Annotated in this window: 12 protein-coding genes and 1 tRNA gene; 10 read left to right on the top strand and 3 right to left on the bottom strand. The window is 48.5% G+C overall.

Features of this window, described 5'->3' with window-relative positions; all coding sequences use genetic code 11:
• Nucleotides 1-58: 58 nt before the first annotated feature.
• A complete protein-coding gene (locus tag LFE_RS11530; protein ID WP_014450398.1) occupies nt 59-1,063 on the bottom strand; it encodes a PEP-CTERM sorting domain-containing protein in 1,005 nt (334 codons plus the stop codon).
• 434 nt (nt 1,064-1,497) lie between these two features.
• On the opposite strand from LFE_RS11530, the gene LFE_RS11525 reads away from it, so the two are divergent.
• Together LFE_RS11525 and LFE_RS13320 are read left to right on the top strand one after the other, a co-directional pair.
• The gene (locus LFE_RS11525; RefSeq protein ID WP_014450397.1) at nt 1,498-2,622 is read left to right on the top strand and encodes a glycosyltransferase; all 1,125 of its coding nucleotides are present in this window, start codon (nt 1,498-1,500) and stop codon (nt 2,620-2,622) included.
• Nucleotides 2,623-2,891: 269 nt separating this feature from the next.
• Nucleotides 2,892-4,622 carry an arsenate reductase/protein-tyrosine-phosphatase family protein gene (locus tag LFE_RS13320; RefSeq protein WP_014450396.1) on the top strand — a complete coding sequence of 577 codons (1,731 nt, stop codon included), beginning with the start codon at nt 2,892-2,894 and terminating at the stop codon, nt 4,620-4,622.
• 83 nt (nt 4,623-4,705) lie between these two features.
• Here LFE_RS13320 and LFE_RS11515 read toward each other — a convergent pair whose 3' ends face one another.
• Nucleotides 4,706-6,118, bottom strand: a complete 1,413-nt coding sequence (locus tag LFE_RS11515) for a beta-propeller fold lactonase family protein (RefSeq protein ID WP_041774459.1) — start codon at nt 6,116-6,118, stop codon at nt 4,706-4,708.
• A gap of 347 nt (nt 6,119-6,465) precedes the next feature.
• Here LFE_RS11515 and LFE_RS11510 point away from each other — a divergent pair, with 347 nt between their 5' ends.
• From LFE_RS11510 to LFE_RS11495, 4 genes are all read left to right on the top strand, one after another.
• Nucleotides 6,466-7,353 (top strand): hypothetical protein, encoded by an 888-nt coding sequence (locus LFE_RS11510; protein WP_014450394.1) that lies wholly within the window; start codon nt 6,466-6,468, stop codon nt 7,351-7,353.
• Between the two features lie 76 nt (nt 7,354-7,429).
• Entirely contained in the window at nt 7,430-8,317 is an 888-nt protein-coding gene (locus tag LFE_RS11505) for an endo alpha-1,4 polygalactosaminidase (RefSeq protein ID WP_014450393.1), read from the top strand.
• 277 nt (nt 8,318-8,594) lie between these two features.
• Nucleotides 8,595-8,669 (top strand) — tRNA-Val (locus LFE_RS11500).
• A 363-nt stretch (nt 8,670-9,032) separates the two neighbouring features.
• On the top strand, nt 9,033-9,335 hold the full coding sequence (locus LFE_RS11495; RefSeq protein ID WP_148272647.1) for an AlbA family DNA-binding domain-containing protein: 303 nt from the start codon (nt 9,033-9,035) through the stop codon (nt 9,333-9,335).
• A gap of 141 nt (nt 9,336-9,476) precedes the next feature.
• On the opposite strand, the gene LFE_RS11490 is transcribed toward LFE_RS11495, so the two are convergent.
• Complete coding sequence (locus tag LFE_RS11490; protein WP_014450391.1) at nt 9,477-9,671, bottom strand: transposase; 195 nt, start codon at nt 9,669-9,671, stop codon at nt 9,477-9,479.
• A 112-nt stretch (nt 9,672-9,783) separates the two neighbouring features.
• Here LFE_RS11490 and LFE_RS11485 point away from each other — a divergent pair, with 112 nt between their 5' ends.
• The 4 genes from LFE_RS11485 to LFE_RS13315 all read left to right on the top strand — a co-directional run bounded on the left by LFE_RS11485 (nt 9,784) and on the right by LFE_RS13315 (nt 11,811).
• The gene (locus tag LFE_RS11485; protein WP_014450390.1) at nt 9,784-10,002 is read left to right on the top strand and encodes a hypothetical protein; all 219 of its coding nucleotides are present in this window, start codon (nt 9,784-9,786) and stop codon (nt 10,000-10,002) included.
• The gene (locus LFE_RS14585) at nt 9,999-10,127 is read left to right on the top strand and encodes a hypothetical protein (RefSeq protein ID WP_269763948.1); all 129 of its coding nucleotides are present in this window, start codon (nt 9,999-10,001) and stop codon (nt 10,125-10,127) included. The genes LFE_RS11485 and LFE_RS14585 overlap by 4 nt, the downstream gene beginning before the upstream one ends.
• A 137-nt stretch (nt 10,128-10,264) precedes the next feature.
• Nucleotides 10,265-10,555 carry a hypothetical protein gene (locus LFE_RS11480; RefSeq protein WP_041774454.1) on the top strand — a complete coding sequence of 97 codons (291 nt, stop codon included), beginning with the start codon at nt 10,265-10,267 and terminating at the stop codon, nt 10,553-10,555.
• Between the two features lie 344 nt (nt 10,556-10,899).
• Entirely contained in the window at nt 10,900-11,811 is a 912-nt protein-coding gene (locus LFE_RS13315; protein WP_014450388.1) for an N-acyl amino acid synthase FeeM domain-containing protein, read from the top strand.
• Nucleotides 11,812-12,030 lie beyond the last annotated feature (219 nt).

The raw sequence follows: 12,030 nt of genomic DNA, 5'->3' as shown, positions 1-12,030 counted from the left end.
ACCGGATCCCTGAACTAGCACAGGGATCCGGAAAGAGATTTTTTTGTAATGAATATGGCTAACAGGATTCGGCTTTTCTGCGGGAATAGAGGGAAAACAGTGCCATTACGAGAATGCCTGTTCCGAAAAGGGCAAATGTGCCGGGTTCCGGGGTGGCTGAAGGATCGGCGGATCCGCCTCCGACCAGTGGTGCAACATCGTCTATTCCGGGAGTCGCGGCCAGTGTGGTGGCTGTATTTGTGGCAGTGAAATATTCTAGTAGGCTGTTATCGTAGTTTGCGATAATGAGGTTGCCATTTGAAGTGGCTTCGATTCCGTCGAGGTGAAGGCTCGTTGGAACATTGCTACCGGAGATAGTGATCAGTGATTCGGCCAGAGTGGTTGGATTGATCTGTATAATTGTATTGCTGGGATTTGTTCCTTTGATGCCAGTGGTGGCATACAGATATCCAGTGGTCGGGTCGTAGGTCAGACCGTCAAGGGAGCCGTAGTTGGTGTTCGTGTTGGCGACTGTTCCGGATGGGTAATTGATTTGATCGATTCCTGAGCCAAGATTTAGAAACAGGTTCCCGGAGGGTGTAAATACGATGCCCTGAGGTCTGGTTCCGGTGGTTAAAAGGGTGACTGCCTGAGTCGTTAGATTGACTTTGTAGACTTCCCCGCCAGATGTTGATGAAACGAGAACGGAATTCCCGCTTGGGGTCAAGGAGAGATCCCGGAGAGAGGTCGAATTGCCGAGAGCAGTCCCTGAAGCAAGAATATTATTGGTTTTGTTCTGGATGTTGTAGATATACAGATTGGATCCACTGTTTGGATTGGAGGTATAGATGATGCTGTTGCCGTTGTTTGCAAATATCAGGCTGTCCGGGGTGTTTGCGTTGGCATCGACGACTGTGTTTGTTTGGGTTACGGTATTATAGGCGTCGATTTGTCCCAGTGTCTGGTTGCTCCAGTCAATAATGGTCGCTTGTGCAATGACGGGGGAAGAGAGAATCGCTCCCGCAATGGCAATGGAGAAGAGCGAGTTCATTTTATGGGAAGTTCTTTTGCTGAAAAGTTCCACGAATGGTCTCCTTATAGGGTTGATGTCCAGATAAGTTAGTCGATCAAGTATGAGGGAAGAACAATTTCAGAAAATATTAAGAATTGCTTTCGGTGAAGGTTAAGCAAAAGGTATGCCTAAATTTTTTTCTTTTTTATATTACTACTTGTGGAAATTTTTTTGGTGGCATGCCCTTATTGTTGTGTAAAATAACCTGACAGTTGTCCGCAATGTTGACAGATTGTTTTTGATCATATGTTTTATTGGGTAATAAAAAAAAATGATTATTTTTGGGTTTGAATTCTTTTTTGACTTGGATCATCATTCTAGAATTGGGTTGCTTGGGTAATGGATGTGGCCTCGTATGGAAATTCCCCCCTCTTGGGTGATTATTAGTTATTTTTTGAAACTCTCTAGAAGCCCTGAAAGAATGCTGTTTGCATTGGAAGGAGCTTATGGCATCCGTATTGTTTGTCATAGACAATCTTGGACCAGGGGGAAGTCAGCGTTATGTGGCCGAAATGGCTCGGTTTGCTCCTTCGTTCGGTGTCACTCCGCATGTCTGCTCGTTCCGGGGTGGGGATGTCTTCGAGTCTGGTCTGATCCGGATCGGAGTTCCTGTTCTAATCACTCCCTTTTCAAAATTATATGGTTCTGATGGCCTTCATGCTTTATGGAAGGTCGTTCGCTATATTCGCCATCACCGTATCGATATCGTCCACGCATTCCAGACCAATCCTAATATTCTTGGGGCCCTTGCCGGAAAAATCTGCGGAACCAGAGTGATTACTTCAAGGCGAGATATGGGCGACTTCGGGATGAGGGGTTCTGATCGTCTCGCTTCATTTGAGACGAAAGTCATCAATCGACTTGCCGACAGGATCATGGCTAATTCCCAGGCGGCCCTTGATGCGGCGGTCTCTATTGAGAACATTCCCCGTCATAAAATGGTTCTGGTTTACAACGGAATGGATGGGGAACGATTCTCTCCACCTGATGACAGAACCCCTCTCCGGAAAGCGCTTGGGATTGATGATGATCGATGCGTATTCGGGATCGTGGCCGGCCACCGGAAAGTCAAGGCTGTCGAGGTGGCGCTTTTGGCTTTTCGGCGTGTCAAGGATGTTCTTCCGGAAGCTCTTTTTCTTCAAGTTGGAGACGGGCCGGAAAGGGGGTTCCTTGAAGGGGAGGCCAAGCGACTTTCTCTCGGGGATTCCGTCCGATTCTTGGGAGTCCGTCCGGATGTGGAGCGAATATTGCCGGCCTTCGACGTCTTTCTCTTGAGTTCGAAAACAGAGAGTTTTTCGAATGCGATTCTTGAGGCGATGGCAGCGGGGTTACCTGTGATTGCCACCCGTGTCGGGGGAAATCCGGAATGTGTAAAAGAGGGGGAGACGGGACTTCTGGTTCCTTCCGGAAATCCGGAAGAAATGGCGAAGGCCATGCTGACCCTTGCCCGGAATCCGGATCTCCGGCGTCAGATGGGAAGACGAGGACGTGAACGGATTCTGGAAACATTTTCTTATGAGAAAAGCCGTGAGGATCTTCGCCGCCTGTACCATGATTTGTTGCCGGGATAATGGGTGTCCGGGGACTGGAGGGTTTTTCGGGCGTTTCTTTTTGGCAATCGCTTCATTATGATGAGTAACTGTTTGTGCATAATCTCTGATGGGTCCGAACGAATGTGTTCAAATGGCTAAAATACGATGGAAATGTGCCGGGGTCATGCTGTTCACTGCCCAGGTCTGAGTGTTTTCCTGGCCCAGTGATTGTCGATCCGTTGACCCTGAAATAGAGTGGAAACGTTCAATTTAATGAGCTTTTAAACGGCAATCTCCGAGGGGAATCTATGACGGGTCAAAAAAAGGTTCTGGTACTCGATGCATCGTGCAATGCTGCCACTACGATTGTCCAGAGTCTGGGTCGTGCGGGATACAAAGTCTCTTTGGCGGGAGAATCCCCGGATGCATTTGCTTTTCGTTCCCGTTATTTGCATGGTCGTTCTGTCTATCCCGATCCCCTTAAGAAAAAAAGCGCGTTTCAGGACTGGTTTCTGAACATCTGGAGTCCTGAAGCTTTTGATTATGTGATTCCGGCGTCGGATCTGACGATCTACCCCATTCGTGAAATCGCAAAGGAGAGACCTCTTCCGGGGGTCATTCTTCCTCCGGATGAGACTTTTTCCTTGTTTTTCGACAAGGTGAAGACCCTTCAGCTGGCGATCGAATGCGGAGTTCCGGTCCCGAAGACAGTGATTGTTCAGGACGGAAAATGGAATCCGGAGGATTTTGTCTCTTTCCCCTATTATGTGAAAACATCACAGTCAAAGGTCTGGATGGGAGATGTCGGCTTCGATCTCGATGCCCGTCTGGTCAGAAACCCGGAAGAGTTGTTCGAGGCGGTGACCGATTGGGCCGTCTATGGGGATGTTCTGATTCAGGGTTATGAGCCGGGAGACGGCGTTGGGATCGAACTTTTGTGCCGGGATGGGGATATTCTCCTGTTTTTTGCCCATCGCAGGATGCACGAATATCCCCTCACGGGAGGGGGAGGGACCTATCGGGTGTCGATCGAGCCTCCTCCGGCCCTTTTTGAGTCGGCCAGGCGCCTTGTGAAGGCGGCCAGCTGGACGGGCGTTGCCATGGTGGAATACAAGATGGATGGGGCAGCCTATTCTCTGATGGAGGTCAATGGCCGTTTCTGGGGATCTCTTCCGTTATCCTATCGATCCGGAGTGGACTTCCCGCTCTCCTTGGTCCGGGCCTATTCGGGTGAGCCAGTGACCCAGACTCCTTATCGGGCGGGAGTGTATTCGCGGCGATTCAGCATGGAATTTGCCTGGTTCAAGAGAAATCTTCTGGCGGACAAGAATGATCCCTATACAAAGACCCAGCCTCTTGGAAAAACGATTCTGGAGTATTCCCGGTTTCTGACCGGGAAGGATCATTGGGATCATCTATTCCTCTCGGATCCGGTTCCGACTCTTTCTGAAATGGGGAGGACGCTTGGAAGAACGGGTTCGACGGTCGTTCGGATGGCGAGAAAGCGTTTTCTGAAACGCTCGGGAAAATCGAGGGATGAAGGCGTTCGCCGGGAATCGCTGGAACGGCTCAGGTCGATTGGCAAATCCCGGACACCTCTGAATATCCTGGTTCTATGCCATGGAAATATCTGCAGGAGTCCCCTTGTGGAGTCATGTCTGAAGGAGCTTCTTCCTTCTGACCGGTTTGCGGTTCGTTCGTCGGGGTTTATTCCGAGAATCTTGAGGCAGTCTCCCCGGGAGTATGCCCGTCTTGCGAAGAAAGAAGGGGTCGACCTGTCAGGTCACAGGTCGTCTCTTGTGAATGAAGAAGATCTTTCTTGGGCGGATCTTGTGGTGATCATGGATGGGGGAAATCATCGGGAGTTATCGGATTTTGACTCATCGGCTCTTGTCAAGACGGTTTTCCTTGGTGCCTGGTCCCATGAGTCGAATATCGATATCCCGGATCCTTACGGCGAGCCGGAAGAAAAGATGCTCCAGATTATCCATCACATGAAAGAGTCCTGCCAGAATCTCTCCCGGGATCTTCTGTCCTAGAAGATCCTGGGATTTTTCTTCATTAACCTGCCATTTTCATAGGACTCTGGAAAGGTCCTGTCCAGCTTCGCTTCTGAGGTCTTCTACGGAACGACCACCTGAAGGTTCAGATTGCCTGTTGTGACAACGGGGCTTGCTGCAGGCGTCAGCGCGCCGTTTGATCCCACCTGAAAGATCGAGATCGTACCGGACCATGTGGGAACAAAGGCAAATTTCCCCGACGGGTCGAACGTGATGCCAACGGGGTAATTTGAGGTTGTTCCTGTTTGAGTGCAAGCTGAAGCTGTTGGAAGAGAGCAGTAGTAAATGGAGCCGGAAGGTGAGTTTGAAATATTCGAAGTATCTGTTGGAAGAGGATCCGGCGTGGAAACGATATAAAGATTGGCTTGTCCGGGGCCTGTGGCAAGATAGGTTGGGTCGCCAGAAGAAGAGGGATAGGAGAGGTTAGAGCAAGAACTAGCTGCACAGGAGAAGAAAACCCCTGGGTTGGTGAGTACGGTGCTAGTACCGCTGACGCTGGTACTATAGTTGCCGATAAAAGCCGTCGGGGGGGATCCGTTATAGATAGCAAAATCTCCGGCAGGGGCGGTGTCTGTTGCTGATGATATAGGAGTGGGGCTGGTGCAAGAGCTCAGGGGTGTTCCATTACAGGTAATGAGAAAGGCATTGTAAGAAGAAGAAGAAGAAGAGTAGGTTTCGCCTGGAAGAAAGGCTGTTCCATTGGAGGCAAACTCCATGTTGGAGATGGCGTTACTATTGGGGAAGGATGAAAGAAGATTGGTAGAACAACTCCCTGAAATCTGGCATCTGTAAAGCGCTGGGGTAGGAGGACTGCTTGAGATCAACTCCGGAGATGAGCAGACGACATAAAACGTATCGGAGGTGGTGCCGTTTGATCCCGATGGAGGGAAGACGATTTTATCGGGGTTCGGACAAGAGTTTTGTGGTAGTGATGATAGAATTGTCGGTCCGGAAAGAGCGCCATTTGATCCGATCCCGAAAATCTCGACATCGCCAGTTGAACTATTTGTTGTTCCACTTCCATGGTTGGCAACGACCAGATAGTTCCCTCCAGGATCAACGGCCATGCTGGTGGGGTTGGTGCCCGTCCGGGTATAGGAAGTTGATGTAATTCCTGTTGTCGACTGGGCGGTCGAGGTGTTGTAGGATTCGATTAAACCGTTCTGGAAGGAACTGGGTGACGAATTGCTGTTTAAGGCAAAGGCGAGAGAGGCATTGGGATCGAGGAGAAAGACCACGGGGTTTGTTCCCCCTGTCGAGATGGGGGAGGGTGCCAATGAATAGAGCTGTCCCGATGGGGAGATGGCATTTTCGACGATAGAGCCATTACCGCTTGAATCTTCCGTCAAGGCATAGAACAGAATGCCTGGAGGAGAGGAGGATCCACCGCCGCCTGAACCCCCACAGCTTTGTAGGAGTGCCAGTGACAAAAGAAAAACCGCTCGGGACAGGTATTGGGCTATGGTCGTTTTCATTTGTTTGGTTCTTTCCTGGTTGGTGGGTATTTTCAGCTAATCTCTCGTTTTAATCCTTTCAAACATACATCACTAATTGATGATCTTTCTGATTGGCTTCCCCGGAGCTTGAGTCTTTTTGTCATAAGGAAGACTTTTTGACTTTTCTTCTGAAAAAGGGGATTCCTATTACTGGAGATTATGATTTTTGTTGAAATCAAAAATAAAAAGAGATGATTTATGAAAACGACCATACTATAAGAGATGGGCTTTTCAAAGTAAAGATGGTGATCGTCTATTTAAAAAGGGATTATGATTATCTTTTTAGTTTTTTTAGTTCATCTATACTTGTGAAGGAGAAATTAAAGATGAGGAAGTTTGCAGTTCTTTTTTCTTTCGGGTTTGTCTTTTTTTCTTCGATGATATTGACAGGCTCGTCATGGGCAGACTCTCCCATGACATGGGATGAAGCTTCTTCTCTATCGCGGTGGGTGGTTCCCTTTCAGACCCGCGGCTTTGTGGGTGTCCAGGGAGGGGAACGGGAAAATCCGATGACCGTGACGCCCGGAAATCGATTCCTCTGCATCCTGAAAGAACATGCAAAACGGTATTTTCGTCTTGACGCCCCTCCCCTGACGGACTCCCAGAAGAAGAGGATCGTGCGTCTTCTTGTTCATGCGAGAGACAGCCTTATTGAAAAGGATGCACTGGATCTGTCTTTGATCCAGCGATTCGAGGCCCAGGTGGTAACGACTTCTGTGGATGTGGCAGCGCTTGAGCGTCTCAATGAACAGATCGGGGCAATCGAAGGTGAAGAAGGGAGAATTTTTCTATCGTCGATGAAGTCTCTTCAGGGGATATTGTCTTCCAGTCAGAAAAAAGGGCTTATGGAAAGGAATGTTGTTGAAATCCCCTCAATAAAAGTGGATCTTTCCAGCGCCGTTTTCTTTGCCGACAGGATCCTGTCCATCCGCTGGAATTTGCTTTCAAGGACGGAAGGTCTGTCGGACGCTTCCACCCGGAAGAAATATCTCCTCGTCTACCAGAAAGAAAGAGCAGCGATAACCCGTCTGGGAATTGCGATGACGATCAACAATCGTCATGAGGAAGATCTTCTGGATCGTCCCGTTGTCGATTTTGCCGCCCTGTCGGCCCAGTATCGAAAATCGGGTCCCGATGAAGGTGTCTTCTGGGGAGAACTCGTGAAGGCGTTAGGGAGATTGAACCCTCCGGCTGCCCACTCACAGAAAGATTAGATTGGGTTTCTTCAAAATGAATGATAAGCGCATAAGAATGGCGAAAGTGCTGTTGATCGTCCGGAGGGAGAAATGGATGAAATATTTGGGAAGTCAGGGACAATTCTCAGGGACAGGACTTCTTGTGGGATGGTTTGCTTTTGTGTTGTTTTTTTCAGGAGCCATTCCCTCTTTTGCCTTTTCAGGGGAGATCCTCAAGCCGGGACAGAATTACGGGATCAAGCTCTGGGCTCCGATGCCTTCACCCAAGGAGCTGTCCCAGTTTTCTCTGGTCATCCTTCCCTATGAGGAAAATCCTCCCAGACTGGAGCACACACTTTTGTTCGGATATTTCAGTGTCGGAGAAGTTGTTGGGGATGGGGAAGAGGCGACGTTTGCGAAAAAACACAACCTGGTTGTCGGAACCAATCCCGACTGGAAGACCGGAATCGTCGATGTGAGGAATCCACTCTGGCAGAAATTTATTCTGTACAAGGCTATTCCGGAATATCAAAAAAAGGGATTTTCCGGGATCTTTCTCGATACGATCGATTCTCCGATCATTCTGGAAAAACATCATCCCAAAAAGTACAAGGGGATGAAGATCGCACTGATCACACTTCTTCGAAAGATACACAAATATTACCCTCTTTACCCTGTTATCGTGAACCGGGGGTTGGGGATCCTTCCACAGATCGCTCCGGATGTTTCAGGGGAGCTCTATGAGGACTTCTGCAGGCAGTATTCTTTCCGTAAAAAGCGGTATGTGTATGTGAAAAAATGGGTCCGTCAACGGGACAACCAATTTGCGGTGAGGGCGCTGAAGATCAACCCGCATCTGGTTGTCATGACGCTCGATTACGGAAGCCTATCGAATCTCAAGGCCGCCCGGACTTGTTTCAAAAAAAGCCGTATTCGGGGCTATCATCCTTATTTTTCAACCCATCATACGAATAACCTGAATACTCTGAACTTGAATGAGTAGTCGGGCGTCGCAGCAGGTGAGGGAAATCCTTTAAAAAAGAAGGGATGATGGGATTGATGCTGCCATGGCAGATGGATTAAGAGACTTCTTCCTTGCTATCAGAAGAAATTCAGAGGCCTCTTCTGGTAGATGTTGAGGAACACTTATTCTCTTTTTAGGATCATTAGCCCTTGACAGTTTCCATCAGGGCGTGTATTTTTCCGTCTGGAGAATTTTTGTTGGTGTTTTTACTGAGCATTTCTAAGCATCTCTCCTGATGATCCCCATACCTCAATCTAGGCACGTAGCTCAGGGGTGGAGCGCTACCTTGACACGGTAGAGGTCGGCGGTTCGAAACCGCCCGTGCCTACCATATTGTAAGCCGCCTTAGAGTGATTCTCTCAAAAATAAATCCCTGAAATTTTCATTTTGGCACAAAATGCTTGCTTGAAATATGTCAAACGGGAATATGGCCTTGGCTGCCCGGCTAATCAGGGAAGCCGTAAGCCCAGGCGCAATCCTTCCCTACGATCCGAAGGCTGCGCCGAAGATGATGAAATATGTTCCGAGGTGGACGGTAGAGCTCCCAGTGCGTACTTGATGGACAGGGGGAGGGGTGGTTGAAAGTATGAGAATCAGTTTAAAGAGAAAGGTCATTTCGCAATTGGAAATAAGGAATTGATAGTGAGCGTCCTCGAAAGCGAAAGGGAAATCTGTTTCATTGGGAAAGGCGGCTGTGACTCCAGAAGAGGTCCGGAATATGATCGGACAGGGTGAAACGGTCAACGTGGAATTCAAGGGAGAACGTTCTAGGCCCTTGAACGACACGGATTTAGTTGAGGCAGTGGTTTGTCTGGCCCATCGCCAAGATCATGATTGGGAATATCTGTTTGTCGGAGTCGAAGGCGATGGATCGGTCATAGGAGCCCGCCCTCATCATGGAGATTCCGGGACCGACCCCTTCCGCGTGGCGGCAATGATCGGGAGCAGAACACATCCTGCTATTGCCTGTCGTGTGGAAGAGTTCATGATTCTCTGAAAACCTGTTCTGTTTTTTCATATTCCCCAGGCGGGATCTCTGCTTGTAACTTCCGACGGGAAGTATTTGCGACGTAGACTTAATGGAAAAGGGAACCCAGAGTGTGTTCCTTTCCACTACCATGAAATGCAGTCCCGCCTGTCAGAGCATGGCGGGTCCGACGGGCCGGTTATGGTGAGCCGACCGCCAGGGGGATCGATATTTTGTCCTCCAGGTATAAAGAGTATCAACAGGAATCCCTGTTTCCCGGGACAAGGTGGGGATATATTCGTTCTGAGGAGAAAGCATTCTCTTGACGATGGTTTCCTTGAATTCCAATGCGTATTGTTGACCCATGTTTTCTCTCCTCGCCTGCTTGGTTTTGGATCAATCTTCTCCTCAAAGACTCCTCAAAGTCATGCGACAATTATCCTGACACAGGGGGGCTTACGGCTTCTGCTTTCAGGTCATGCTTGGACCGATTGATGAATGGCTTGTTACGGATCTGAACCCGCGTCTGGGAGCGGGTTCGTCCATAAGCTATATGGTCGGTTCGGATTTTTTTGGAGCCACTATCCAGAGGCTCATGGCTCCGGACGCTTCCATCGGTGGTTTTTTTAAGGAGTTTACTGGTCAGGCTTATGTGGTGAGGCAATATTCCGATTTTGTTACGGAGATCCAGAAATGAGCCTGTTGGCCTTTGATGTCGACGGTACACTCATTACATGCCGGGAAAGGGCAGCTGGAAGTTCTGAAAGTTGCGCTGAAGGCATTGAACAATTGACAGGAGGTCGATTTGGACGAACATTGTGATTACAAGCAGAATGGGCTTTCAAGCAGAAAGGCGCTGGTTGCCTAGGGGTTCCCGAAACTTGCCGCTAACGAGGTCAGAGAGTTGTGGGAACGGTCTATCGAGAAGACCTTTTTTTGACACTGGATCGTCGGGGGTATTGGAACTTCTTGTCACACTGAAGAGGCAGGGATTCGAGATGGTCGTCATCAGTGCGAGGAAGAACCTCTTTCTTCTGGAGCAACAGCTTTCTTATCTGGGGCTTTTGGAATATTTCAGCAGGGTTCTGGTTGTGAGAGATCAAAGCGATGGTTCGGAAAAGGGGGGATCCTGCAGAAGCTATGCCCTGACCTGTATGTGGGTGATACGGAGATGCATGCCCAAGCCGCAAAAATCGCCAATGTCCATTTTTGCGGTGTCGCTACAGGACAAAGAAATGCCAGTTTTATGAAAAGTTCAATGCTGAGGCTGGGGGATTTTCCGCTGATCACTCTGGACTTTTCCGATCTTTTGCATTTTGTGTACGCTCTTTTCCCTTGCCATGATCTTTTCCGGAATGACCTCTGAAATCAGACGGTATTTCTTGATCTTTCCTTGATTGATTCGATGCTTTTCTCATGGAGAATGCTTCCGTCCTGTTCGGGTTCTTTTCAGCTGTGATCTACGTCATTGTGTCCGTGGATTTTTTCTGTACGATAGCCCTCAATTGGGGTAGGTCCGGAATGGCTCCGGATTTTAAGAAATAGCCGCCCTGTCTGACTCTGTTGGCGGTTCATCTGGAAGTGGCTTTCAATCATGGGGGAACTTGAAATGATGAACTTCTTTGGTGCGGCCCAAGAGATATTTTTCGGGTTTCGTCCCGAAATGAGTGAGAATTTTGTCGTCAGCTTCCATGAATCCCATCGCCATGGTGATCTTGAACAGAAGATGTCTTCTGATGGTATTGGAAGGGTTGGAACAGAGGGGGAGAGGAGACACAAGGGTTCCTACACAATCTGTCTTGCAAATACTCAAAACCAAAAGAAAGCGGCTAGGGATCTGATCGGGAAGATGTATTCTTGGAGAAAGTTTCGGTCAGATAATGTCTTGCAAGAGAGCTCCCGACTGACTACTTTTGTCGCTCACGATGGATATGGTCGTCTTGTTGGAACGGTGACAGTTGGACTTGATTCTCACGAAGGACTTTTTGCAGAAGAGGCTTATAGGGATGAAATCACATCTCTTCGCTTAACGAGGGGGAAGGTCTGTGAGTTTACCTGTTTGGCTGTTTTGCCTGAGGTGAAATCAAGAAAAGTTCTAGGAGGGCTTTTTCACGTGGCCATGCTTTATGCCTCTAGGATGTTCAATCATTCCGGAGTCGTTTTTGAGGTTATTCCCCGGCATGCTCAATTTTATGAAAAAATGCTGGGCATGAATCGGATTGCCTCCGGGCGGATTTGTAAGAGAGCGAATGTCACTGCTGTCTTGATTCACTCGGATTTTTCATATGTGGATGACCAAATTGCGAGGATTCATGGAGAACCTGTGGAAGAAGATGAATCTCCATTGGGTCAGGATCGATCTCTCTATCGCTATTTTTTTAATAGCTTTGAAGAGGCTGGTATTGTCAGGCGTTTTGATGAGATATTGAAAAAAGAAGAGTCTGGTGTCCAGATTGCGTCTTCTGTCTCTTCTTTGATGCCTTTGTCTATTTTTGCCTCGAACTGATGATCACTCCCTAACGTCTTAAAGCGGCGGTATCATTCCGTCGCTTTCCCCCGAATTCCTTGTCTCAACCCATCTCCCATCGATCTTCCAGTGGCGAGCCTTCTTACTTTGTGTCTTTGAAGAACACGGCATGTAGACTCTCGATCCTTGGGGTGTAAAGGAAAATGTCGAGAAATTTTCCAACTGAAAAAAAAGCTGACAGTTTGTCGTGGCCAAAAA

Source organism: Leptospirillum ferrooxidans C2-3 (assembly GCF_000284315.1).
Taxonomy (GTDB): domain Bacteria; phylum Nitrospirota; class Leptospirillia; order Leptospirillales; family Leptospirillaceae; genus Leptospirillum; species Leptospirillum ferrooxidans.
Note: the sequence above shows the minus strand (reverse complement) of the source record. Positions and strands in the feature narration are given on the sequence as shown.

What these genes read in the sequence shown, in the direction of transcription:
- LFE_RS11515 (WP_041774459.1), bottom strand. Translation starts at nt 6,118, where the DNA reads ATGAAAACGACCATAGCCCAATACCTGTCCCGAGCGGTTTTTCTTTTG.
- LFE_RS11485 (WP_014450390.1), top strand. Translation starts at nt 9,784, where the DNA reads ATGCTTGGACCGATTGATGAATGGCTTGTTACGGATCTGAACCCGCGT.
- LFE_RS13320 (WP_014450396.1), top strand. Translation starts at nt 2,892, where the DNA reads ATGACGGGTCAAAAAAAGGTTCTGGTACTCGATGCATCGTGCAATGCT.
- LFE_RS13315 (WP_014450388.1), top strand. Translation starts at nt 10,900, where the DNA reads ATGGGGGAACTTGAAATGATGAACTTCTTTGGTGCGGCCCAAGAGATA.
- LFE_RS11505 (WP_014450393.1), top strand. Translation starts at nt 7,430, where the DNA reads ATGAAATATTTGGGAAGTCAGGGACAATTCTCAGGGACAGGACTTCTT.
- LFE_RS11510 (WP_014450394.1), top strand. Translation starts at nt 6,466, where the DNA reads ATGAGGAAGTTTGCAGTTCTTTTTTCTTTCGGGTTTGTCTTTTTTTCT.
- LFE_RS14585 (WP_269763948.1), top strand. Translation starts at nt 9,999, where the DNA reads ATGAGCCTGTTGGCCTTTGATGTCGACGGTACACTCATTACATGCCGG.
- LFE_RS11490 (WP_014450391.1), bottom strand. Translation starts at nt 9,671, where the DNA reads ATGGGTCAACAATACGCATTGGAATTCAAGGAAACCATCGTCAAGAGA.
- LFE_RS11525 (WP_014450397.1), top strand. Translation starts at nt 1,498, where the DNA reads ATGGCATCCGTATTGTTTGTCATAGACAATCTTGGACCAGGGGGAAGT.